Consider the following 22,491-nt stretch of genomic DNA (forward strand, 5'->3'; position numbering starts at 1 on the left):
TGGTTGCCCTTGGGCAGCGATGGCGAAAGAGGTATAGCTATGGAAAAACCAATTGTGGCGATTGTTGGCCGACCGAATGTTGGCAAATCGACCTTGTTTAATAAGCTGATTGGCGAGCGCCGGGCAATTATTGCCGACGAAGCTGGCACAACCCGCGACCGCCAATATGGCGAAACGATTTGGAATGGCCGCGTCTTTACGATTGTCGATACTGCTGGTTTGTTGGTTGGCGATGACGACCCCAACTTGCCGTTGGCCGAAATTGTGCGCCGCACCCACCAACAAGCGCAACTGGCTATCGATGAAGCCGATGTCATTGTATTTATGGTCGACGTGCGCGAAGGTTTGATCGCTGCTGATGAAGAAGTGGCTGCCTTGTTGCGCCGCAGCAGCAAGCCCGTCGTTTTGGGCGTAAACAAAGCCGATACCGAAGATCGCCGCCAAAATGCGGTTGAATTCTACAACCTTGGTTTGGGCGACCCAATTGCGTTGAGCGCCTATCACGGCACTGGCTCAGGCGATTTGCTTGATGAGATCGTAAACAATTTGCCTGCTGGCCAAGAAGAGGAAGAAGACGACAATTCGCTGAAAATTGCGATTGTCGGGCGGCCAAACGTCGGTAAATCAAGCTTGCTGAATAAATTGGTCGGCGAAGAACGGGTCGTTGTCAGCAATATTCCTGGCACAACTCGCGATTCAATCGATACTAAATTGACCTATAAAGGCACGCCAATTACCTTGATCGATACCGCTGGGATTCGGCGGCGGGGTTCGATTGAGCAAGGGATTGAACGCTACAGCGTGTTGCGCACGATGAAAGCGATCGAGCGTTGCCAAATTGCCTTGCTGTTGATCGATGCCAAAGAAGGCCCAACCGCCCAAGATACCCACGTGGCTGGCATGGTTTTGGAGGCCAACAAAGGCTTGGCGATTATTGTCAATAAATGGGACTTGATCGATAAAGCCAAATTTAGCTACGAAGATGCCAAAACCACCATGTCGGAAGTATTTCACTTTGCGCCATACGCACCAATTGAGTTTATCTCGGCCAAAACTGGCCAGCGTGCAACCAAAGTGCTCGATATTGCCCAAACTATCCAGAGCGAACGCGCCAAACGGATTAGCACCTCGGATATTAACAACCTGTTGCGGGCGGCGGTGCGTGAACACCCACCAACAGCTATGCACAAAGGCGCACACTTACGCTTGTTCTACGCGACTCAAGCGCAGGCCGAGCCACCAGTCTTCTTATTCTTCTCGAATGCGCCTGAGCAAGTGCACTTTGGCTACAAGCGCTACCTCGAAAACCGCATTCGCGAGCAATATGGCTTTATTGGCACGCCAATTATTTTGGTGTTCAAAGGCCGCGAAGAAGAGCAAACAGTCTCGGTTTCTGGCAAACGCTAAGTTTCGTAACGCTGAACTAATCCAAAAAGCACTTCAATCAATCACGATTGAGGTGCTTTTATGTTGTAGGTTGGTAAAACCACTTTTGCTGCTGGCAACGATAGAGTGTAAAAACTGCAATGATTGGGGGTAAAATAAAGGTAATCGCATTGATAAACGATAAGATCGTGGCTGGTTCTAGAATATTTTCAATTGTTTGTTGATTAACCGAGATAATTTGTTCAATTAACGGAGTACGAAATGAGCTTGAAAATAGATTATCAAATACTATGATTATGATAAGATGAATTTCAATTGAAAAGAATAGCATGTAGAGATAATGATATATTTTTATCGATGATAATTTACGCTTTAGAAACACTAGTATTGCTGTATAAATTAACGAAGGTATGCTCAGAAACATAGCAATAACAATAAATAATCGAATAATAATTGAAGTATGATTGTTGAACGAAACTAGAAAGGATATGCTTAAGTAGATGAGAAAGGCAATCAATGCATACAACAAAGCTTTTTTAATTCCAAACCAAACTATTTTAGCTAATGGAATCGATGCTGAAGGAATTGTATACATTAGCTGCTCCTGTTTACTCGGTTCTGGGCAAAATCAGGGCTTCTTCGCGGCCATACAACCACCAAGCCCACAAGGCAGTAATTAGCCCCAAACTGCCAAGCATAAGCACATTCCAATGGCGCTCAGCCAGCAATACCTGAAAAGCAGCATGGCTATCTAAGGGGAAGAAAAGATATTGCTTAATTTGCTCAAGCCGCGTGCGCTGCTTCATGACCATTGGCAACCACCAAAATGGCGCAACCCATTGGCTCAAGAGAATAAATGAAATCAACATTGCGCCAATCAGGCTGTAGCGGGTGATGCGGGTCATCCAATGGCCGAGGCTGAGCGCGCTAAACATCAACAAATTGCTATAGCCAAAAATCAACCAATCGTTGGCCACAAGCCATGTGCAGAGCATTGCAACCAGCCAACTTGGCCCAATGATCAGGCAGCTACGCATCCACCACAAGCGCCGAATGCCAAGGCCAGTCGCGGCACTTAGTTCAATAGTTGGATCGTCGATTAAGCAGCCAACACTCAGCCAGGCGATAATGGTTGGCATAATTGCTTGGACAACAAGCATTGCATTGTGATAGCTGGCGGTCAGCGCCCACAGGGCCAAGCTGGTCGTAATGCTTAAACTGCTGATCCAGCGCCAACGCACGATTCGCGCTTGTAAACGCCAAAGCGTCAAGGGTTGGCGCAGGCTGGGGTTACGATTTAGGCGCTGGCTTGTTGCATCATCCATAGGTAGGCTTCCTCTAGGCCAACGCTGCTGGCTGGTTTGGCGTTGCTGCCTGCTGGCGGCTGGCCGACAATTCGATAATGGTAGCCTTGCTCGTCGTTGCTGCTGCTGACAATTGCCAATTGTTGATCGTAGAGCGGGGTTGGGCTGGTAATTTCCCAGCTTACTTGCGCTGCGCGGGCCTGCTCCAACAGCTCGTTCAAGCCGCCTGCATATAAAATGGTTTTTTTGAGCATAATCACTTGGCGGCAGGTTTGCACAATATCCTCAACAATGTGGGTCGAGAAAATCACCAAGCGCTGGTTGCCCAGCCCTGCCAAGAGATGGCGAAAGCGCAGCCGCTCCTCTGGGTCTAAGCCAGCGGTTGGCTCATCGACAATCAACACTTTGGGATCATTCACGATTGCTTGGGCGATGCCAAGTCGCCGTTGCATGCCGCCTGAGAGTTGGCGGGTTGCTTTATTGGCATGGTCGCTGAGTCCAACATACTGAATGCTACGTTCGACCGCCGCTTTGCGCTCAGTGGCAGCGTGCATGCCCTTGAGTTGGGCGATGTAATCGACAAATTCGCTGCATGTCCAAGTTGGGTAAAAGGCAGGATGTTGGGGCACATAGCCAAGTTGTTGGCGCAGTTGAGCCAATTGTTCAGGCTGGGCTAAATCGCAACCTGCGAGGCTGGCGCGGCCTTGCGAAGGCTGCAAAAAGCCCGTCAAAACCCGAATTAAGGTCGTTTTGCCTGCGCCATTTGGCCCAAGCAAGCCAATCATGCCGCCTTCAAGCTGCACATTTAATTGCTCAAGTGCTTGGTATTTACCATAATGCTTAGAGATATTCTCAAGCTGGATTAAACTCATCGCTCACCTTCCTTAGAACACGCTTGCTGGATTATACATGTGGAGCATGGCTACAAATTGCTGATAGCCAAGATACAAACTCAAGCAACTCAGCGCGAGGCCCAGCCCAAGCCAAGCTGGTTTGATGTGCAGTGGCTCAGCGGTTTTGCGCCACATGCACTTCGCCAGATAGCCAAACCAACCTAAGCCGGCCAAGCCAAGGCTGGGCAAAATCCAAGGAATCGGGTCAGCCCATGCATATAAAAACACATTGGTGCTGGGAATAATTGCCAACCAGCGCAACGGATAAAAGCCTGAGGTAATTGTTCCGATCAGAATATTTTGCCTAAGCAAAATAACAAAGGCAAAAATGTATAACCAATAGCCAATTGCGGTGATTAAACCCAACCTGTAATAATTTCGCACGCATAATAACAATACGAAGATAGGCAACATGCTAAAGAAGGTTTTGAGCCATAATTGCCATGGAAAGCGCATTGAAATAGTTATATGTTCACCGTTATGATGCAGAACAGCGCCAATATAACCATTACTGCCATGCAAGAACATTACAATTTCACAGAGTCCAATAATAATCAGGGTAGCAATACTATAGGCCAATAAGCGACCAATGCTATAATTCACCAGATTATAGCGCGTACTCCATACTGTTTCACGCACTTGCAGATCACACTTGCTTTCGTGCACAAACACAATAGCTAAACATGCACAAGATTGAGTAAATAGGGTATACATAATATCGCCATTTAACCCAAGGAAGTTACTAAATACGATTAATAAGGGTAAGATGACCCATAAAAAACGATTACGGCTGATATTCCGCAGTGAACCAAGGCAAAAAGTTTGGATTAGATTCATCAATTATTACCTTATCAATTGATACTGCTGCAACATATCTTTAAATAAGATCTCACCGGTAACGAAACAAATGAGACCTCCGATTGCTAATCCTAGCATTAACGGCTTAGAAAATGATACTGGTAAGCGCTTCTTATATCGATAATCGAGCCAAAAGCAATAGCTTGAAAATAATATGAGTACCAACCCAAGGGTTGGTAGTAGCCAATACTGAGTTGCAGCCCAGTAAAATTGATGAACATTAAAACTTGGGATGAAATTTAATATTTTGAGTGGATTACTTGAATTTCCTAATAATAAATTACGTAAATAACCACGTATTGCTATCCCAATGAATGAAAATAGCCAATAACTAATAGCAATAAATATACTTAATCTGGGTTTATTTCGCAGCCATACTAAACCAGTTAGTATAATCGAATTTGCTGCAAATACTTTACTCATTAATGGCCAAGGATTTTGGCTGAAAACTCGCAAGTAAACTCCATTAATCGTAAATCCTGCACTTTGACCATCTGAAAATGGAAAGGTCGCACCCCAACATAATAATAGAATACAGATTGTAGCGATAAGGTAGGAAATTAATTGTCCAGTTATTAATTGAACTGTATTATAATTTGTGCTAACAATTTGTTCTTCAATTTTTTGAATATATCGATTTTCCTGCGCAAATATAACTATGAGACAAGCACTGGTTGAAAACATTAATATTGATAATAGTTCTGCTCCAAAGCGTTTATCAAGAAATCCGCCGAAAGCTATTAAGAGCGGAATCATAATTCGAATAAATCGGCTTTTCCAAATCGTTCTTAATGAACCTTGAATTGTTGGAATTAATTTTTTCATATAGTATTATCTGGTCGATGTATGGATTTAAACATACATCGACCAATTTAAATTCCTATGGATGATTTACCGTACTATTTGTATTTTTTACTTCATTAGGATTTGACCAAGTATGACTAGCTGATACAGCCGCTGTATGTAATCCATTTGCATCCCATACACTACATTCATCATAGGCTTCGCCATGAGCGGTTGACGTTGAATCATTAAACGAACATGATCCGCCACTTGGCCCAAAAACATTCATATGCCCATTGACTGTAAGACCACGAGCATAATTATAATTTTGAACGCCAGTTCTGCCTCCACCTACTACTCGTGCTGGCCATGCGCGCCATGAGCCGCTACTATGGTGTGTTGACGGGTTAACTGCCGCTGCAAACGCCTCTCCTGCATTAGCCGCACCTAAAACGATTGCTAATGCAATAATCCCTCGACTGATAAACTTAACCATGATTCTTCACTCCTGATAAGATAATCATTAATTTATGATAGTAATAATTATTTTATTTGTCAAGAGTTAAAAATTTATCCCTAAAGTATTATATATTTTGAATTAAATGCAAAATAAATACCTAATTGGTATATAAACAACTACTATTTTAAATTGCAATCGGATATAAATACTTGTGTGTTTGTGTATCCTCTGAAGTACTGAATTATTGGGAATAACAAAATAAACCAAATAATTATTTGGAATGAGGCGAGGGATTGAATGATGAAGGAGTTTGATGGATGATTATGTGGAATAATCAACGGGCTTCTCTCGCAGCCAACTGTTGCCCACGATTATAATGAAATTAGTTTGCCTGTCAAGCAATTACCGTGCTGCTGATTAATATGGTGTAATCAGCAGCACAATTTAGTTAGCTATTTAGCTTTATTTACGGAAATTATTAATCTATTCCAAGTAATTTGTAATCCCCTCACCCCAACCCCTCTCCCACTGCACGCGGGCGAGGGGCTTTGGATTGGTGGGTTACAGTAGGTCTGTGATGAAATTGAAACCTTGTGGGTTTGGTTCGCGCAGTAGCGCAGAACGAGTATCCACTGCACGTGGGCGAAGGGCTTTGGATTAGGTGGTTTTGGCCTGATTTCTTGGTTGCCCAATCGTACTACCCCTCACCCGCGCATGGGCGAGGGGCTTCTCAATGCTGCACGTAATTAGGCTAATTCGCCAAGTAGGCCTCGCGAGATGACCATGCGCAGAATTTCCGAGGTGCCTTCGCCAATCGTCAGCAAACGGGTATCGCGATAGTAGCGCTCAACCGGATATTCGCTGCTATAGCCGTAGCCGCCAAAGATTTGCACCGCGTTGCGGCAGGCCCGTTCTGAAGCTTCTGAGGCGTAGAGCTTGGCAATCGCTGCTTCGCGAGTGAATGGCTTGCCGTTTTCTTTGAGCCAAGCGGCGCGTAAAATCAGCAAGCGAGCAGCTTCCAGCTCGGTATCCATATCGGCCAGCATATTGCTAATCGATTGATAGCTGCCAATCGCATGGCCAAAGGCTTGGCGCTCACGGGCATAGCTGACTGCTGCTTCCATGGCCGCAACGCCTAGGCCAATTGCCATTGCGCCAATCGAAATCCGCCCGCCATCAAGCACTTTGAGGAACTGCACAAAGCCATCGCCCTCGGCTCCAAGCAAGTTTTCGGCTGGCACGCGCACATTATCAAAGGTGATGGCGTGGGTATTCGAGCCACGCAAACCCATTTTATGCTCAGGGCTGCCAAAATGTACGCCAGGCGTGCCTTGGGGAATGATGATTGCGCTGATGCCACGTTTGCCACGATCTTTATTGGTGATTGCAGTAACAATTAAGTGGCCAGCTTCGGCAGCGTTGGTGATCCACATTTTTGCGCCGTTGATCACCCATTCGTTGCCTTCGCGCACGGCGGTGGTGCGGGTCGAGCCTGCATCTGAGCCTGCATGTGGCTCGGTTAGGCCAAACGCGCCAAGGTAGCGACCTTCGGCGGCAGGCCGCAAAAATTGTTGTTTTTGTTGATCGTTGCCAAACATGGCAATTGGGGCGCTGCCTAAACCAACGTGGGCCGCATACGAAAGTGCGGTCGAGCCACAGCAGCGGGCAATCTCCTCGACGGCGAGGGCTGCACTAATCGCGTCGGCTCCTGCGCCGCCTAATTCTTCGGCAAAAGGCAAGCCCATGAGGCCAGTATCGGCCATTTTTTTCCATGTCGAGGCCGGAATTTGGGCTTTTTCATCAACCTCTTTGGCTTTGGGCAATAACTCACGCTCAGCAAATTCACGTACCGTTTGACGCAGTTCTTGCTGTTCTTGGGTTAACTGGAAATCCATCGAGCATATCTCCTATGATGTTGGTCGGCTTCGTTGCCTCCCTGTAGTATACCAAGAAGTTAGTAGAAGGATGAAGGATGAGGGATGAAGGATGAAATTTAACCACGAAGGACACGAAGGTTTCTAAACCTTGTATTCTTACAATATCCCCAAACTTATTTTTGATTTCTGACTTTTGATTTTTGCTTTCATCCTTCATAATTCATAATTCATCCTTTTAATTAGGTTTCCTCATCGATAAAAGCCACATGGCGAAAGGTGGTTTGGTCTTCGATGCTGGCCCCGAGTGCGCCGACGATCAGGCCAATCACGGTGACGGTGCCAGCTAAGGCCAGATTATGCTCCAACGAAAGCGTGGCAAAATCGGTCCAGCGCTCGGCTAGCTCATTGGGCACAACCCAAATCACCAGCATTGCCGCGCTGATCAGCAGCAGCACCATTGAAAGCATTGCGCCTAAAATCGTCAGGATAATTGCAAAATCGGTCACGACGACTTGCTCGGTTAGCCGAAAGCGGGTGCGCCGCGTCAGCAGGCGTTGGCGGGTAACGACGAAGGTTGTGGTGGCGGCAATTGTAATTGCCAACGCTCCAGCAACTTCATCGAACGGCAAGCGCACCCCAACATCCCATACCTCGGCGGTAAACAGCAAAATCAGCAAGGTTGATAAGGCTGCGCCAGTGAATTTGGTCAGGTGCCAGACCAAAATCCATGGCCGATTACGCACGACTGCCGCCAGAATTTCGCGACCTGAACGGGCCAGCACCCGCAAGGTAAAAAAGAAGGGATTGCGCGATGATTCGCCGGTTTCTTCAACTCGCAAATCAGCAACTTCGGTCAGCGATTCGAGCATCCATTCGCGCTCCTCGCTGCTGAAATCCTGCACCGCATCGAGATCTTCGGGCACGCGCGGCACACTCATTGGGCTACTTGGCTCGTCGCTATGCGGCAAGGCCAATAAATCGCCAAGTAAATGTAAAAATAAGGCCCAAATGCGCTTGCTGAGCACCAATTCGCGCTCAGCCTTGCGCACCATCGACCGTTGAGCGGTTGGGTCGAGCCGCGCTGTAGAAATGGCGGCTGCATCGAGGCCGCTAGCTGGCGTGCCCAAGGTGTATTGCTTGCTCAAGGCATGCAAATCGGTGGCGGTGAAGGCGACCGCAAAATCCCAGCCTTTGGTCAAGCGTTCGGTCACCGCCATATCGATTAAGCGAATTGGTTCGGCCAAAACATCGCCCGGGTCGGGGTCGGGGCGCACGACGATTGGCAAACGCCACGAAAATTCGGGCCAGCATTGGCGCAAATAATCGCGGGTTTGCTCGCGGGCTGTCCGAATTGCGCCCTCGTCGATTTTTTCGAAGGTGCCGATCAGCACCCAGCCAATTTCGACCAACGGGCGTTTGGGTGCTTGGGCTTCGCGCGGTGAGTTCCACAGATATTCAGCTTGATCAACTGTCGCGATCTGCGGTTCACTCATTCAGCACGCTCCCATGCTTGGGCCATCGCAATTTTGCTCAGCCGATCTTTATACACCAGCCACAGCAATACATCACCAGGCTTGGCATCTTTCGTTAACTCGGCGAAGGCGTTATCGTCGCCTTCAAGCTCGGTGATTGCGCTTGGATCTAGGCCCGCAGCGCTGGCAGCGGCGATCATCAATGGCTCCAACGTGCCTGGCTCGCGTCCGCGCAAAAACCAAGGATCGCGTTTGATCACCAAACGATCGACATGTTGCGCGATAATCGTCATTTGCTCTTGAATTTGCTGATCGGTGCGATCGCCGGTGCCACTAAACACCATGGCAATTTGGCCATCGGCTGCGCTCAATGGCTCGGCACTGGCCAACAACACGCGCAGGCCATCGCTGTTGTGCGCGTAATCGATCAACAAGGTGATGCCATCACGCTGAAATTGATTCAAGCGGCCTGGATTGTGCTCAGCATTTGGTCGAAATCCAGCGAGGCCAAGCGCAATCTGGCCTGCACTTAATCCAAATGCGTGCAAGGCTGCTGCTGCTGCCAAGGCGTTGGCAATATTGTGCTGAGCCACGCCGCCAAAACTTAATGGCAATTCAGCCACAGCAATTAATGGTTGAATGTGGCCTGCGCTGGCAAGCATCAATTGATCTGCTGCCAGAAACAAACAGCTGTGTTGGGCTTGCTGCGCTTGGAGAATCAACGGATTGTTGGCCTGCAAACTAAACCAAATAATCGGCGCAGGCGCTTGGGGCGCAACCACCTCTATCAATACCTGATCATCAGCATTCAAAATGACAGCTTTTTGGGCTGCTCGCACAATCGTGGCCTTGAAATGGGCCATTTCGGCGACTGTCGCCAAGCCGCGATCAGGCAAATGATCGTCGGCAACATTGGTCAAAACCGCAATATCACAATGATCGAAGGCAATGCCACGGCGCAATAAACCACCACGCGCGGTTTCGAGCACCGCCACCTCAACTGTTGGCTGACTGAGTACCAGTTGCGCCCCGCCAAAGCCTGTCCAATCGCCATGCTCAATCGCCTGATTATTGATCCACACGCCGTCAGTGTCGGTGCGACCGGTCTGGTAGCCAGCGGTGCGCAGGGTAAAATCGATTAAGCGAGTGGTGGTAGTTTTGCCGTTGGTGCCGCTAATGGCGATAATCGGCAAGGCTTGATAGGTCGTTTGGTCGAATTGGGCGGCGTTTTGGCTATGCACGCCGTAGCCAACCAGCCAGCGATCATCAGCGCGCCACACTGGCAAATGTTGTTCACGCAAGGGTTGCAAGGTACTTGGCACTTGTTCTCTGGCAAGCATGGCCTGAATCTCGGCGGTACTGGCGGCCTCGGCAGTGCCCGCGACCTGTTCAAGCAGCAGCGCCAAACTTTCAGGCGTTGTGGTTGCCCACGTGATGGCAAATTCACCAAGGCTTGGGTGTTGTTGAATGACTGGCTCAGCAGCCTTGATGTCTGTACTGCTGAGCGCATAGGCTACCTGATCGAGCCAAACCTGAATTTCAGCCAGATTTCCGACAAGCCGAACTAAAGCTACCGGGGCATGGGCATAGCCATTTGGCCCTTCAAGGGCGCGAATATCACGAAATTCCAGCATAGGCCACCAACCTTAATCCAGCACGAATGTAGGCTTAATGGTACATGGACAGCCCAAAAAAGCAATTGCGCCCGTTACTCGCCGCCAAGCTCGCGCGCCCGCCGATAGGCCGCCCAAACCCCATCGGCCAAGACGGTGCGCAACCGACCTTTTTCAAGCTCGTAGAGCGCGGCGGCGGTTGTGCCACCAGGCGAGGTGACCATATTACGCAACTCGGCAACGTGCTTGCCCGATTGCGCCGAGTAGCGCACCGCGCCGATCACCGTTTGCTCGACCAGTTGGGCGGCGATGCGGCGAGGAAAACCCATATGCACCCCTGCATCGATCAAGGCTTCCATCACCATAAAAACATAGGCTGGGCCTGTGCCAGATAAGGCTGTGGCCATATCCATAAATTTTTCATCTTCGACCTCAACTTCCTCGCCAATTGCACTGAGCACAATTTTGGCCCAGCCCCGGCGAGCCTGATCAAGGCCTTTGCTGGCGGTCCAAACCGTAATCCCTTCAGCAATTTGGGCTGGAGTGTTGGGCATCGAACGGGCAATGGCGCTATGGCCGGTGGCTTCGGCAATTTGGCGCATTTTCACGCCCGCCAGTACCGAAACAATCAGATCATCGCTTTGAAACGCGCCATTGAGTTGGGGCAGCACTTGCTCGGTCATTTGAGGCTTGATGCCCAAAATCACGACGTTGCCCCAAGTTGCGGCCTCGCGGTTATCGCCAGTGGTGGCAATACCCCAGCGTTGCGATAATTCGCGCCGTCGCTCAGGGCGTGGCGTGGCAGCTAAAACTTGGGTTGGTTGTACTAATTCTGCTTGCAATAAACCACCGATAACGGCCTCGCCCATTGTGCCTGTGCCAATAACTGCAATATTGAGGTTGGTTAACATGGTCGGTTATTCTCCATGAGTAGTTGATTGTTCACAGGCTGCATTGCCTAGCCGCCACACTGCGGCAATGTTCGTTTTGATTCCCGAAGTGGACGAAGGATGGAAACCGCGAAGAACGCGAAGGCCACGAAGGCCACGAAGGTTAAGTTTTTTGGCCACAGATTTTTAGGATTGGATTCTTGCTAGCCCAAAGCCTAGAGCCTAGCCCCTGAACCCTAGCCCCTTCATCCCTCATCCCTCATCCTTCATCCTTTTCAACTCTGCGCCGCTGCGTTAAAAATTGATCCAAGAAGGATTCGAAAACCGCGAAGAACGCGAAGGCCACGAAGGTTAAGTTTTTTGGCCACAGATTGGCACAGATTTTTAGAATTAGGTTCTTGCTAGCCCAAAGCCTTGAACATTTTTAGCCACGAATTGCCCGAATTGCACGAATGATGTTCCGATAGCCCAAAGCCTCCAGCCCATAGCCATTATTCCTCTGCACCTCTGCGTTAAAACTGGCCCCTGAAGCCTGCTTTTGATTTTTGACTTCTGCCTTTTGACTTCATCCCTCATCCTTTGTTCTATGCTCTATGTTCTATGTTCTTAACCGTCGTTACCACCTCATCAAGCCCAATCGTATCGACCACACCCGTTGCGCGGTTGCGCAGCTCAACCACCTGTTGTTTGAGGCCGCGTTCGCCAACCGTGAGCCGCCATGGCATGCCAAGTAAATCTGCGTCGTTAAATTTCACGCCCGCCGATTCGTTGCGGTCGTCGTAGAGCACGCTCACGCCAGCAGCATTCAATTGTTCATACAGCTGATTGGCGGCATCGCTGACCGTGGCACTTGCCCCAAGTTGCACCAAATGCAGATCAAACGGCGCAACGCTGGCTGGCCAAACGATACCTTTTTCGTCGTGATGTTGCTCGATAATCACCTGCAACAAGCGTTCGAGACCAATGCCATACGAACCCATGACGATTGGCTGGGCTTGGCCTTGTGGATCAAGATAGGTTGCGCCAAGCGCTTCGGTGTAGCGCGTGCCTAATTTGAAAATATGGCCAATTTCGATCCCGCGCTCCAAACTTAGGCTTGCGCCACAGCTTGGACAGGCATCGCCAGCCTCAACATTGGCAATATCGGCGACGATTGTTGCTTGCCAATCGCGGCCATACACTACGTTTTGCAGATGATAGCCGCTACGATTTGCGCCCGCAACCAAGCCACCAACTCCAACGACCGAATGATCGGCGATCACAGTGACGTTGGTTAGGCCGACTGGTGAGGCGTATCCTGCGACCGCGCCAACGGCGCTAATTTGCTCAAGGGTGGCTGCTTCCAATGCCGAAACGCCTGCCGCCGCTCGCAATTTAATTTCGTTGACTTCGCGATCGCCACGCACAACGACGAAGATCAAGCCTTTTTCTGAGTTGAAAAAGACCGCTTTGGCAGTTTGGGCTTCGCTAATCTGCAAAAATGTCGCTAATTCTGCAATCGTGGTGCAGGCTGGCGTAGCAATTTCGCTCATGGCTGGCACAATTTCGTTGGTTGCAGCAGCTTGGCCGCGCACCGCGACCTCGCTATTGGCGGCGTAATTGCAGTTTTGGCAAACTACCAGCGTATCTTCGCCGCTGCCCGAAAAGGCCATATATTCGCGTGGTTCGCGTCCGCCCATCTCGCCGCCATCGGCTTCAACTGCGGTGAAGCGCACGCCGCAGCGTTCGAAGATCGTTTCGAAGGCCAAGGCAACCCGATCATACACTGCGTCCAAGCCAGCCCAATCTGCATCGAGCGAGTAGGCATCGAGCATAGTGAATTCGCGCAGCCGCAACAAACCGCCGCGCACCCGTAATTCGTCGCGATATTTGGTGTGAATTTGATAAAGCAAGCTTGGCAATTGGCGATACGAATCGACCTCGCGGCGAGCTAGTTCGGCCACAGCTTCTTCATGAGTTGGCGCAAACAACAACGCTTGCTGATTCCGATTCTCGAAGCGCAACATCGCCTCGCCATATTGGGCATAACGTCCGGTTTGTTGCCATAAACTGGCGGCATGCACGACTGGCGTGCGAAATTCGCCAGCGCCAATTGCTGCCAATTCGGCGTGCATCAGCGCTTCGATGCGGCGAAAAACCCGCATGCCGAGTGGCAACAGCGCCATGCCACCAGCTAATAATTGACGGGCCAAGCCAGCACGCAAAATTAATTGATGGGCCGTTAATTCAGCTTCGCTTGGAGCCTCGCGCAATGTGCGCCCGAAACTACTACTCATTCGCATAACCGACCTCCTTGGAGCAATAAAAAAAACCGTCCCTAGATGCTGTTGCATCTAGGGACGGCTAAAAAACCGCGGTACCACCCTAGTTGAAGCTCAGATGAGCCTCCCCTTGGTCGTCAACCAGTGAATTGACGTGTCGTGATCTCGGCGACAAACCCGACCAACCTTGTTTGGGTGTGGCATGCACACTTGGTTCGGCGGTAACTCTGGGGTGGGTTTGCGTAGCCTAGTCCATTTCGAGCTTGCACCATCCTCGAATCGCTGGTTGGCTATTGCTGCGCTACTAATCCCCATCAACGTTTGCTATCAACTTTGTGGCTGCAACTCTATCATAGCTTATGCAAACCTGTCAATCGGGCAATCATATTCGGATGCTCAAAAATCACCCTTGCAATAACGAGCTATGCGCTTATAATCAAGCAGATTGAGTAGAATTGAGGGCGACACTCCGAATTTCCCCCTGCATTTTAGCCAAAGTTCCCCTCCTCGTTATGAGGTTTCATGCCATGCCCGCTTCCATTGTGCAGATCAAGTACGATGTTGTTGATGCGATTATCGTTCGTTTCCAAAAACTGCATGAGCAGAGCCAAACCATTCAAGCCAGTGTATGCCAAACGATAAACTCGTTACAAGCTGGTCAATGGCAAGGCAGTGCTGCCAACGCCTGTTTTCAAGAATTTGAGCATGTGGTTAATCCGGCTTTTCAGCGCTTGTTGCATGCGTTGCAAGGTAGTGTTGAAACTACCAAGGCCATTCGGCAAATCATGGCCGATGCTGAGGCTGAAGCCGCTGCCCTGTTTCGCGACGATTTTGGCGCAGTTGCTTTAGGTGGTAATCGGGCGATGTTTGTTCAAGAAGGTGGTGGCGCAACCCCAACTCCAACTCCGCCAGAACCACCTTTGAAACTACCATTCTTGCAAAAATTGATTGATTTTATACTCAAAGCTACAGAGATTTGGCGCAACGATCGGGCTGATGGGGTGCAAGTCAATGCTGATGGATCGGTCAGTTATGCCGATGCCACCTTGATTTTTGAGGATATGGCCGATGAAACCGACATCCCCTTCCAATTTCCATATGATGGTTGCTATGCCCGCGCTTATCTTATGGGAAATAGGATGGTGGAGCGCTATCCATTGAATCAAGAACATATTTCAAAAGTCTTTATCTTTGATACTGTTCTTGGTGATGAATTGAACGAATTACGTATCGATCAGCAATTTCAATATGATGGTTTTGGCCCTGTTGAATGGGATTATCATGTCGCACCAAGCATTATGGTTCGTGATTCACAAGGAAATCTACAACCTATGATCATCGATCCATCATTATTTGATCATCCCGTAACAATTGAAGAATGGAAACAAAGTATGAACTTCCCCAATGCTACTATTGATATTCGTGGTTTTTCATGGTATGCCCCGAATTGGGAGGTTACTCCAGAAAATCAAGCACAAACTGATGCAATCACCCAAGATCGAATGCAAACTTATATGGATGTCTGTAAAGAAGAAGGGCATTGCCAATGAAATACCTTTATCCATTGATTATTATTTCAATATTGGCTATAACTAGCTGTCAATCTAGAAACTCTAGTACTATTCAGGAGGATTCTATGTTTCAAATATTCATTTTTAGTGAAACCAAAGAACTTCGTCAGATGCATCATCAGGATTTATTGAATATAGCATTATCTGATGCTTCATTCATAATTAATGAAAATAATCTTCTATCCTATGATTGGACTAATCAACAGATTAATATTGACAAAACAACCGTAAGTGATTCAGATCAAAAACGCTTATTAAGCGATGCCTATTTTGTGGTTGTGTTTAATCAACAACCGATTATTGCTGGCAAACGAATTCTGGAATTTTCCCCAATCTCATATGCATATCCCGTTTTATCAATTCTGGCTAATTCATATCAACCAAATCAGCCAATTCAATATGCCTTGCGGAATAATAGCTTAGGGGTAAATCAAGCGCCATACCCATTTCTCAATGCTGATCCTGTAATTGCTGAGGCAGTTAAAAACCATTTGCGTCAACTTGGTAAGTTGGTTGAGTAACGGAGGTGTGCAATGCGTTGGTTGAGCTATTGTTGGGCGCTGATCGTGCTATTTAGCTGCACGCAAGCAGATCAAACGCCACCCACAGCGCAGCAATTTGCGATCTATATTTTTAATCAAGATGCTGTGCCAGGGCTTGGGCCAACCGCCGAAACTGCATGGCAGATCTTACAAGTCGTGCCGTTAGAACAGGCAGCATTTACCGTAACCGAAGAGCTATTGCTCAGCTATCATTGGCCCACCCAAACGATTACCTTTACGAATCCATGGGGCCAAACCAGTATAGATGCACCTTTTTATATGGTTGGCGGTGATGGTGCATTTGTGGTGGTCTATGCTGGCCAGCGCTTGTTTGGCGGCAAGGTCGTGGCCGCAATCAGCCCTCGCCGCTTTGAATATCCAGCGATGGCCTTATCAAATGACTATATTCTGATGGAGAGTCCTGAATTACAAGGCAAGTTGGTCTATTCGTTTCATCCGAAATCGGCAGTTATGTATCCGCCACAAGCGCAGTTTTTAGCGGATGATCCGGTAATTGCAGAGGCGGTCAAAAACCATTTGCGCCAACTTGGCAAGTTGGTTGAGTAACGGAGGGTGGCGATGCGTTGGTTGATGTATTGCTGGGTGCTCATCATAATGTTTGGCTGTGCGCAAGCAGATCATACGCCACCCACAGCGCAGCAATTTGCGATCTATATTTTTGATCGGACTGCAATTCATCAGTTTGAGGGGCCAAATCATAATCCAACAGCAGCACTGCAAACAATTGATTTAGCCGCAGCATCGATCGTGATTACTGAAACTGATCTGCTTGCTTATGATTGGCCGCAACAACAACTGCGCATTCGCAATCCTCACGGGCTGAGTGCCAAGGATCGTCCAGCGGAGATGGATATTGAAGGCTTTTTTGTGATTGTTTTTAATCAACAACAGATTGTGATGGGCCGTGTTCGTTCAAACTCAACCGCGCTGACCGCTGATTATCCATTGTTGCTGGATACAATCGAATCGTATAGCAATCAAGAGGCGATTTCGGTTTATCAGCTACGCGCAAATAGCACAATGATTCGAAGTGCCGAACCCCATGCGTTTCCCAATGCTGATCCGGCAGTTGCAGAGGCGGTCAAAAACCATTTGCGCCAACTTGGCAAGTTGGTTGAGTAACGGAGGTTTGCAATGCGTTGGTTGATCTATTGCTGGCTGCTGATCATAATGTTTGGCTGCACGCAAACAGATCAAACACCACCAGCAACGAAGCAGGTTGCAAACTATGAATTATATTTTTTTGAAAAAAACGTGCTCAGCCAGCAGCGAGCTGATCGGATTGCGACCAATCAGGAATGGAATCTCTTGCGCGATCCTGAGCTTGCGCAAGCTAGTTATGTGATTTCTGCTACTGCTATCGTTGAATACAACTGGCCACACCAAACGCTGATTGTGCGCAATCCTTGGGCTGAAGCCAATCAAAAAACTCCATTCTTTGTCTCCGAAGGCACAACCTTAGTTGTATTCAATGGGCAGATTATTCGAGCCTATCAGCGTGAGCTAAGCATTAGCAACAAATATATTGCGCCCGAAACTGCCGTGATGTATCACGAACTGCAAGCAAATGTGGCTGATACAACGCTTAAATATCGTTTGATCCAAGCAAATGCAACTTCGCCAGCTGCGATTGTCAGTGACGATCCAGCGATTGCTGAGGCGGTCAAAAACCATTTTCGCCAGCTTGGGAAATTGGTTGAATAACGAAATGTTGCTTCTCTCACCAACAAAATCACTTCTCAAATGGCAGGGGGAGGCTTGGAAGATGCATTGCTAGCTTGCGCTGTGCCGCTCAGCCAACGCCAGCATTTCTATCACTATGAATTGCTAACCACCCAATAAAAAGCCCCTCTCCTGCTAGGCGGGAGAGGGGTTGGGGTGAGGGGAATTTTAGCCTGGGAAGCGGCTCAGATGTTCTTCGAGCTTGACGTGGCAGGCGGCTTCTTCGCTCCGCAGCGTCGTTTCTTCCTCGCGCAACGCATTCAATTGGTCTTCGGTTTCTGCAAGCGTGGTGATATAGCGGGTGCGCAATTCGCCCTCGCCACCTTCGTTTTTGAGCACATCGAGGTTGCCGCGAATTTGGGTTTGTTGATTGTAGATCTTCTGGCGTGCGGCCTCAATTTCGTTGAAGCGCTGGGCAATGCTATCGAGCCGCGCATAGAGGGTAAGCACTTCGCGCAATTCGCTAACTGTGTTTTGATCGAGCATTCGATCATGCAAATAGCGGCGTAATTGATCGAAATTGATCGAGCGAATATGTTCGCGGCGTTCGATTAAGCGCCGTTCGCGCACTCGTAAAGCTGCCTCGCCACGCGCCGGAATCGGCAAGAGCCAACTTGCCAATTGACTGTTGGTTTCTGCTGGCTGCACGGTATCAAACAGCTCGTAGGGGTGGCGCAATGGATGCTCAATTTTGATTACGCGGGCCTCGCCAGCAGTGTTGGTGGCGGTGTAAATCGTGGTCAGCGATTCCTCAACTTCGTGAATCAAGACATCGCGTCCAAGCCGCAAACGCCGTGTTTGATGGGCCGAGCTTTGATTTTCTTTGACTGAAACTTCTAAAGCTTGGGCATAGCGAATCGTCACTGATCCGCCTTCGGCTGTCCAATTCAGCACAGCTTCGCCGCCATAGGAGCGACTTTCCATAATCGTGATTGGGCCACGCTCCAAGGTTAGGCCGCTACTATTTTCAAAGCGTACCGTAACCATTGGGTTTTGCTCGCCAGCAGCGCCGCGATAGATTAACTCGCGGCGACAGGATGTGCGCAAATTGAGCAACGGTACTAACGCCGAGCGCCCGCGCCCAACGCTAACCGGCTCGCGTACATCGTAGCGAAACAATGCGCCTTGCGATGCACCTTCGGCAACTGGGGCAATTGCTGCCATCTCATCGATTCCTAAACTTAAGGCATCAAAATCTGCGCCACCAAATGCTTCTTCTTGCATTGCCATGGCGCGCATCATTTTGCCACGTGGAGCCGCTGCTGGAGCAGGCGCGGCCAAGGTATAGGCTGGCGGTGCTGCTGGCCGAATCGTATCTTCAATCAAGGGCCGTTCTGGTTGTTGTGGCTCGTAGAGCGGATAGCGGAACGAAACTGGTCGGCCTGCAACCAACGAGATTCGTACATCTTCGAGATCTTCGTCGAGCACGTTATCGAACAAGCCCCAGCCTTGGAGCAGCACATCAGGTACTTCGGTTTCAATATTATCGACAATAATGCGATATGAAACCCGCCAACTTGGGGCTGGTGCAAGGTAAGCTACCAGCAAATCGTGCTTGCCCTCGTCGAGCTGAATCGTGGCGGTACGCGAATCTTGTTTGTCGCTGTTGGCGCGTAACGACCAAAGCACCTCATCGGCGGCTGCATCGAGCAATTGCACGCCGCGAATATCATTCAAACGGTGCAAGGTGATTTGACGTACATCGCTGCGGTAAATTGTCACCAAAGCCTGCGAGATTGGCTCTTCTGGTGGTGGCTCGTCGATGCCGACGATCAAGCCTTCGGCGGCGGCTTCATCGCGCAAGGCGAGCCGAATTCGTCGCCCGCGCAGTTCGGTTAATAAATCGCGTAGCGGGCGGCCAGCGCCAAGCTCAATCCGCCGATTGCTCCATGATTCAGGCCGTTCGTAATCGATGCCCTTGACATGGCCCTCGCCTTTTTCCAACACGACCAAACTTTTCAGCACATCGTCCATGGCTTCGCGACTGAAGGCCAGGGTGAGCTTCGTGCCTTCAAACTGACCCCGCCGCTCGAAATAGCCAACGCCATGCTTGTACAAAATCAATCGTCGCAGTGGAAGTTCAGTCATTATCGGTACTCCTCGGCTGAATCGGCTGAAATTTTGGTGGGTTTTGGGTGCGTTTTTGGGTGTGATGTCGGTTTGTAGCTAGCGCTATTGTACACGATTTGGCCCTGAGTAACACGCGCGTTGCCAAGCCCCAAGCTTGGCAGTACAATCATTTCATTGGCTCGATAGGGAGAAATCTGCACTCTAACGATCTTTAACTGCTGAAATCCTCGATCACTGAGAGAAACGAGACCTTCCATGGATGCATCAATTATTCACTTGCGCGTTTCGCGGCGCTTATTAATTTTGGTTAGCTTGGTTTGGCCACTGGGCTTAATATTTGGGCTGGGGGCTTTGAGTCATTTTGCGTTTTGGGCAAAGCTCTGTTTTCTTGGCTGGTATTTGTTGATATTTGTGCGTTTTGGTTTATTAACCTGGCAACATGTTTATTTGAATGATCAAGGCATTCGTATTCAAACCTATCGCGCTGATTACACGTTTGCTTGGGCTACAATTCAGGCAATTGAATATGTTACGGAGCCAGCAGAGCCAAAGTTTATGGATCGCGATCTCCGTTATCTAGCTGGCAAATATCAAATCCGCTTTTCTGATGCCACGCAATCAATGATTGTGCATACGCGCTTTACTGAGCAACAGAGACAGGTATTTAAAACCAAGCTAGCTCATTATAGCCAGCAGTATGCAATTCCTACCAAAACGATTGAAACTGTGCTTTATCCAACGATTTACCCTGAGCGATTAAGCCTGTGGCAAAAAATCCTTCGCTTGCATCAGCCACCATTAACTAAAATTCCCGCTGCTTTGTGTCGGCTCGGCTTGCTGCTTTTAATCGTGACGCTTGGCTATCTGGCTTTCGCACAATTACCTTTTGTGTTTGCGTTGGCAGCTTTTGCATTCTATCAAGCGTTCAAATTGAGCTTAACGCTGTTACCCAATGCCATCAACCAACCTGAAGTATTGATTCACCCGCATGAGCAACAGTTATATGTACCCAAGCTGGTTAATAAAATGATCTTTGGGCGATTGTTCGTCTTTTATTTGGTGATTCTAATAGGTATCTCAATTTACTACCAATTTTTAGGTATTTAATAATGTATAAGCATCGAAAAACTATCTATTTTCCATTGATCGTTGCTGTGGCTTTACTTAGCATTACGCTAACTCTATTGATTAATGGAATATCAAGTTTTGCAATATTTATAGGATTTATTACAATCATATGTTTGTATCTATTTTATATGCAAAAACAATCATTTATCACGATTGATGCTGAATATATTCGGTTTCGTTCATTAGTGAAAATAGTGACGATCCAATGGCAATGGGTACGATTAGTGACGATTGAATCGTACAATTATCATGAGCAATCAATACCTCAAGCTGCAAATTATTTGAAATTTAAATTTATCTACAATAATGGCTCGATTATTGAAGCAGGAATCTCTGGGATGCTCTTTCCCCAAGCTTATTGCATTGCGGTTGAGCAAAAGTTGTATCAATACTGTCAACAATATAATATTAAATTATGCAAACAATATTATAAACATGTTGGCAGAAATCAATTTAGCTTCGAGCGCGAAGAATTTTTAATTGGCAGTGACGATTAATTAGCTGAATTTGCTGGCTGGTTGACGTTTTAACCCCGTTGTATAGAGCAAAAAGCTTGGTTATGCACCTGTGTGTTTGGCAAATTGCTGCTCGCCATGCTATGGTTTGGCGTTGATTTTGAGCTGCTCAAATCACATTGCTTCAATTGGTAGAGTAAGGGAGTTTCTGCGATGATCAAACGTGGCTTGGTGGCTTTGGCGTGGCTTGGGGTATTGCCATGTAGTTTGTGGTCGCTATTGCGCTGGACAGAATTAGCAACTACGCCGCAAGGCATGCTGTTGTTAGTCTTTGATGCTTGGGTTTATGCCAGTTTGCTGCCTGTTGCGCTTTTCGCAAGCCTTGCCCGCCGTGGTCGTTTATTGCTGGTGGTTGGCTTGAATTTGCTGGTAGTTTTGGGAATTTATGGTGGGCGTTGGTGGCCCCAACCTACTAATTCAGCTCCGCAAGATGTGCGAATTATGACTTGGAATGTGTATTACGATACTCGCGATATTGGTGGCTTGGTGGCTACAATTCGCCAGCAACAAGCAGATATTGTTGTGTTGCAGGAATATAATTTTCAGCTTGATCCGCAACTGCCTGAAGCTTTGGCCGATTTGTATCCCTACGCGGCGCTTAATCCGCATTCGGGGGCTGGTGGTTTGGCGACGCTGAGCCGTTGGCCAGTGACCGAATTGGCTCCGGTGGCGCGTGGCGTTGATAGTTGTGGCTGCCAATATTTGGAAATTGCCACGCCAAGCGGCCCAACGCGCTTGATCAACACCCATCCGCATATTCCGTTGGCCAGTTTCAAAGGCGTTTATACCAAAACCCAACAAGACCCAACTTTTGATCAGTTACTAAAATTGATTGCCGACCAGAGCCAGCCCTTAATTTTGGCAGGCGATTTGAATACGACCGAACGCCAGCCTAATTATTTGCGTTTGCGCCAACAGCTTGGCGATGCCTACCAGCAAAAAGGCTGGGGTTTGGGCTATACCTTTCCAAGCAACGATACTATTCCCAAGGCAGTGCGTTTGGATTATATTATGCCTAACCTGCATTGGCAGCCTTTGCGAGCATGGACTGGCACGGCTAATTTGTCGGATCATGGTTTTGTTATCGCCGATTTGCAGCGTTTGCGCCAATAGTTTGAGGGGTAA

Annotated in this window: 20 protein-coding genes and 1 pseudogene; 10 read left to right on the top strand and 11 right to left on the bottom strand. The window is 48.4% G+C overall.

Annotation, left to right across the window (positions count from 1 at the left end; translation table 11 throughout):
- Positions 1 to 39: 39 nt before the first annotated feature.
- The gene (gene der / locus JOD20_RS08190; RefSeq protein ID WP_204754800.1) at positions 40 to 1,407 is read left to right on the top strand and encodes a ribosome biogenesis GTPase Der; all 1,368 of its coding nucleotides are present in this window, start codon (positions 40 to 42) and stop codon (positions 1,405 to 1,407) included.
- Positions 1,408 to 1,994: 587 nt separating this feature from the next.
- On the opposite strand, the gene JOD20_RS08195 is transcribed toward der, so the two are convergent.
- From JOD20_RS08195 to JOD20_RS08240, 10 genes are all read right to left on the bottom strand, one after another.
- Positions 1,995 to 2,711, bottom strand: coding sequence for a hypothetical protein (locus tag JOD20_RS08195; protein ID WP_204754801.1), 717 nt, complete (start codon positions 2,709 to 2,711; stop codon positions 1,995 to 1,997).
- On the bottom strand, positions 2,684 to 3,562 hold the full coding sequence (locus JOD20_RS08200; protein WP_204754802.1) for an ATP-binding cassette domain-containing protein: 879 nt from the start codon (positions 3,560 to 3,562) through the stop codon (positions 2,684 to 2,686). Before JOD20_RS08200 ends, JOD20_RS08195 begins: the two co-directional genes overlap by 28 nt.
- A gap of 12 nt (positions 3,563 to 3,574) precedes the next feature.
- The gene (locus tag JOD20_RS08205; protein ID WP_204754803.1) at positions 3,575 to 4,420 is read right to left on the bottom strand and encodes a hypothetical protein; all 846 of its coding nucleotides are present in this window, start codon (positions 4,418 to 4,420) and stop codon (positions 3,575 to 3,577) included.
- A 6-nt stretch (positions 4,421 to 4,426) separates the two neighbouring features.
- Positions 4,427 to 5,266, bottom strand: coding sequence for a hypothetical protein (locus JOD20_RS08210; RefSeq protein WP_204754804.1), 840 nt, complete (start codon positions 5,264 to 5,266; stop codon positions 4,427 to 4,429).
- Positions 5,267 to 5,321: 55 nt separating this feature from the next.
- Positions 5,322 to 5,720, bottom strand: a complete 399-nt coding sequence (locus JOD20_RS08215) for a hypothetical protein (RefSeq protein WP_204754805.1) — start codon at positions 5,718 to 5,720, stop codon at positions 5,322 to 5,324.
- Positions 5,721 to 6,430: 710 nt separating this feature from the next.
- Positions 6,431 to 7,579, bottom strand: a complete 1,149-nt coding sequence (locus tag JOD20_RS08220) for an acyl-CoA dehydrogenase (protein ID WP_204754806.1) — start codon at positions 7,577 to 7,579, stop codon at positions 6,431 to 6,433.
- 221 nt (positions 7,580 to 7,800) lie between these two features.
- The gene (locus JOD20_RS08225) at positions 7,801 to 9,054 is read right to left on the bottom strand and encodes a hypothetical protein (protein ID WP_204754807.1); all 1,254 of its coding nucleotides are present in this window, start codon (positions 9,052 to 9,054) and stop codon (positions 7,801 to 7,803) included.
- Positions 9,051 to 10,667, bottom strand: coding sequence for a Mur ligase family protein (locus tag JOD20_RS08230; RefSeq protein ID WP_204754808.1), 1,617 nt, complete (start codon positions 10,665 to 10,667; stop codon positions 9,051 to 9,053). Before JOD20_RS08230 ends, JOD20_RS08225 begins: the two co-directional genes overlap by 4 nt.
- 74 nt (positions 10,668 to 10,741) lie before the next feature.
- A complete protein-coding gene (proC, locus tag JOD20_RS08235; RefSeq protein WP_204754809.1) occupies positions 10,742 to 11,557 on the bottom strand; it encodes a pyrroline-5-carboxylate reductase in 816 nt (271 codons plus the stop codon).
- Positions 11,558 to 12,120: 563 nt separating this feature from the next.
- Positions 12,121 to 13,818 carry a proline--tRNA ligase gene (locus tag JOD20_RS08240; RefSeq protein ID WP_204754810.1) on the bottom strand — a complete coding sequence of 566 codons (1,698 nt, stop codon included), beginning with the start codon at positions 13,816 to 13,818 and terminating at the stop codon, positions 12,121 to 12,123.
- A gap of 506 nt (positions 13,819 to 14,324) precedes the next feature.
- Between JOD20_RS08240 and JOD20_RS26975 the strand changes: the two are divergent.
- From JOD20_RS26975 to JOD20_RS08265, 6 genes and pseudogenes are all read left to right on the top strand, one after another.
- Positions 14,325 to 14,552, top strand: a pseudogene (locus JOD20_RS26975) (WXG100 family type VII secretion target); the annotation flags it as partial.
- Between the two features lie 30 nt (positions 14,553 to 14,582).
- The gene (locus tag JOD20_RS08245; protein ID WP_239583782.1) at positions 14,583 to 15,347 is read left to right on the top strand and encodes a protein-glutamine glutaminase family protein; all 765 of its coding nucleotides are present in this window, start codon (positions 14,583 to 14,585) and stop codon (positions 15,345 to 15,347) included.
- An 86-nt stretch (positions 15,348 to 15,433) separates the two neighbouring features.
- A complete protein-coding gene (locus JOD20_RS08250; RefSeq protein WP_204754812.1) occupies positions 15,434 to 15,889 on the top strand; it encodes a hypothetical protein in 456 nt (151 codons plus the stop codon).
- A 12-nt stretch (positions 15,890 to 15,901) separates the two neighbouring features.
- The gene (locus JOD20_RS08255) at positions 15,902 to 16,477 is read left to right on the top strand and encodes a hypothetical protein (RefSeq protein ID WP_204754813.1); all 576 of its coding nucleotides are present in this window, start codon (positions 15,902 to 15,904) and stop codon (positions 16,475 to 16,477) included.
- Between the two features lie 12 nt (positions 16,478 to 16,489).
- Positions 16,490 to 17,053 carry a hypothetical protein gene (locus JOD20_RS08260; RefSeq protein WP_204754814.1) on the top strand — a complete coding sequence of 188 codons (564 nt, stop codon included), beginning with the start codon at positions 16,490 to 16,492 and terminating at the stop codon, positions 17,051 to 17,053.
- Positions 17,054 to 17,065: 12 nt separating this feature from the next.
- Complete coding sequence (locus JOD20_RS08265; protein ID WP_204754815.1) at positions 17,066 to 17,635, top strand: hypothetical protein; 570 nt, start codon at positions 17,066 to 17,068, stop codon at positions 17,633 to 17,635.
- 186 nt (positions 17,636 to 17,821) lie between these two features.
- On the opposite strand, the gene JOD20_RS08270 is transcribed toward JOD20_RS08265, so the two are convergent.
- Positions 17,822 to 19,741, bottom strand: a complete 1,920-nt coding sequence (locus JOD20_RS08270) for a hypothetical protein (protein WP_204754816.1) — start codon at positions 19,739 to 19,741, stop codon at positions 17,822 to 17,824.
- A gap of 237 nt (positions 19,742 to 19,978) precedes the next feature.
- Between JOD20_RS08270 and JOD20_RS08275 the strand changes: the two genes are divergently transcribed.
- The 3 genes from JOD20_RS08275 to JOD20_RS08285 all read left to right on the top strand — a co-directional run bounded on the left by JOD20_RS08275 (position 19,979) and on the right by JOD20_RS08285 (position 22,479).
- Positions 19,979 to 20,830 carry a hypothetical protein gene (locus tag JOD20_RS08275; protein ID WP_204754817.1) on the top strand — a complete coding sequence of 284 codons (852 nt, stop codon included), beginning with the start codon at positions 19,979 to 19,981 and terminating at the stop codon, positions 20,828 to 20,830.
- A gap of 2 nt (positions 20,831 to 20,832) precedes the next feature.
- Positions 20,833 to 21,348 carry a hypothetical protein gene (locus JOD20_RS08280; protein ID WP_204754818.1) on the top strand — a complete coding sequence of 172 codons (516 nt, stop codon included), beginning with the start codon at positions 20,833 to 20,835 and terminating at the stop codon, positions 21,346 to 21,348.
- Between the two features lie 171 nt (positions 21,349 to 21,519).
- Positions 21,520 to 22,479, top strand: coding sequence for an endonuclease/exonuclease/phosphatase family protein (locus JOD20_RS08285; protein WP_204754819.1), 960 nt, complete (start codon positions 21,520 to 21,522; stop codon positions 22,477 to 22,479).
- The last annotated feature ends 12 nt before the right edge of the window (positions 22,480 to 22,491 follow it).

It is taken from the genome of Herpetosiphon giganteus (assembly GCF_016907925.1).
Lineage (GTDB): Bacteria > Chloroflexota > Chloroflexia > Chloroflexales > Herpetosiphonaceae > Herpetosiphon > Herpetosiphon giganteus.

Coding starts and splice junctions, on each gene's coding strand:
- JOD20_RS08215 (WP_204754805.1), bottom strand. CDS start 5,720: ATGGTTAAGTTTATCAGTCGAGGGATTATTGCATTAGCAATCGTTTTA.
- JOD20_RS08220 (WP_204754806.1), bottom strand. CDS start 7,579: ATGGATTTCCAGTTAACCCAAGAACAGCAAGAACTGCGTCAAACGGTA.
- JOD20_RS08250 (WP_204754812.1), top strand. CDS start 15,434: ATGTTTCAAATATTCATTTTTAGTGAAACCAAAGAACTTCGTCAGATG.
- JOD20_RS08255 (WP_204754813.1), top strand. CDS start 15,902: ATGCGTTGGTTGAGCTATTGTTGGGCGCTGATCGTGCTATTTAGCTGC.
- JOD20_RS08200 (WP_204754802.1), bottom strand. CDS start 3,562: ATGAGTTTAATCCAGCTTGAGAATATCTCTAAGCATTATGGTAAATAC.
- JOD20_RS08285 (WP_204754819.1), top strand. CDS start 21,520: ATGATCAAACGTGGCTTGGTGGCTTTGGCGTGGCTTGGGGTATTGCCA.
- JOD20_RS08230 (WP_204754808.1), bottom strand. CDS start 10,667: ATGCTGGAATTTCGTGATATTCGCGCCCTTGAAGGGCCAAATGGCTAT.
- JOD20_RS08275 (WP_204754817.1), top strand. CDS start 19,979: ATGGATGCATCAATTATTCACTTGCGCGTTTCGCGGCGCTTATTAATT.
- JOD20_RS08260 (WP_204754814.1), top strand. CDS start 16,490: ATGCGTTGGTTGATGTATTGCTGGGTGCTCATCATAATGTTTGGCTGT.
- JOD20_RS08240 (WP_204754810.1), bottom strand. CDS start 13,818: ATGCGAATGAGTAGTAGTTTCGGGCGCACATTGCGCGAGGCTCCAAGC.
- JOD20_RS08195 (WP_204754801.1), bottom strand. CDS start 2,711: ATGGATGATGCAACAAGCCAGCGCCTAAATCGTAACCCCAGCCTGCGC.
- JOD20_RS08265 (WP_204754815.1), top strand. CDS start 17,066: ATGCGTTGGTTGATCTATTGCTGGCTGCTGATCATAATGTTTGGCTGC.
- JOD20_RS08245 (WP_239583782.1), top strand. CDS start 14,583: ATGGCCGATGCTGAGGCTGAAGCCGCTGCCCTGTTTCGCGACGATTTT.
- proC (WP_204754809.1), bottom strand. CDS start 11,557: ATGTTAACCAACCTCAATATTGCAGTTATTGGCACAGGCACAATGGGC.
- JOD20_RS08280 (WP_204754818.1), top strand. CDS start 20,833: ATGTATAAGCATCGAAAAACTATCTATTTTCCATTGATCGTTGCTGTG.
- JOD20_RS08205 (WP_204754803.1), bottom strand. CDS start 4,420: ATGAATCTAATCCAAACTTTTTGCCTTGGTTCACTGCGGAATATCAGC.
- der (WP_204754800.1), top strand. CDS start 40: ATGGAAAAACCAATTGTGGCGATTGTTGGCCGACCGAATGTTGGCAAA.
- JOD20_RS08270 (WP_204754816.1), bottom strand. CDS start 19,741: ATGACTGAACTTCCACTGCGACGATTGATTTTGTACAAGCATGGCGTT.
- JOD20_RS08210 (WP_204754804.1), bottom strand. CDS start 5,266: ATGAAAAAATTAATTCCAACAATTCAAGGTTCATTAAGAACGATTTGG.
- JOD20_RS08225 (WP_204754807.1), bottom strand. CDS start 9,054: ATGAGTGAACCGCAGATCGCGACAGTTGATCAAGCTGAATATCTGTGG.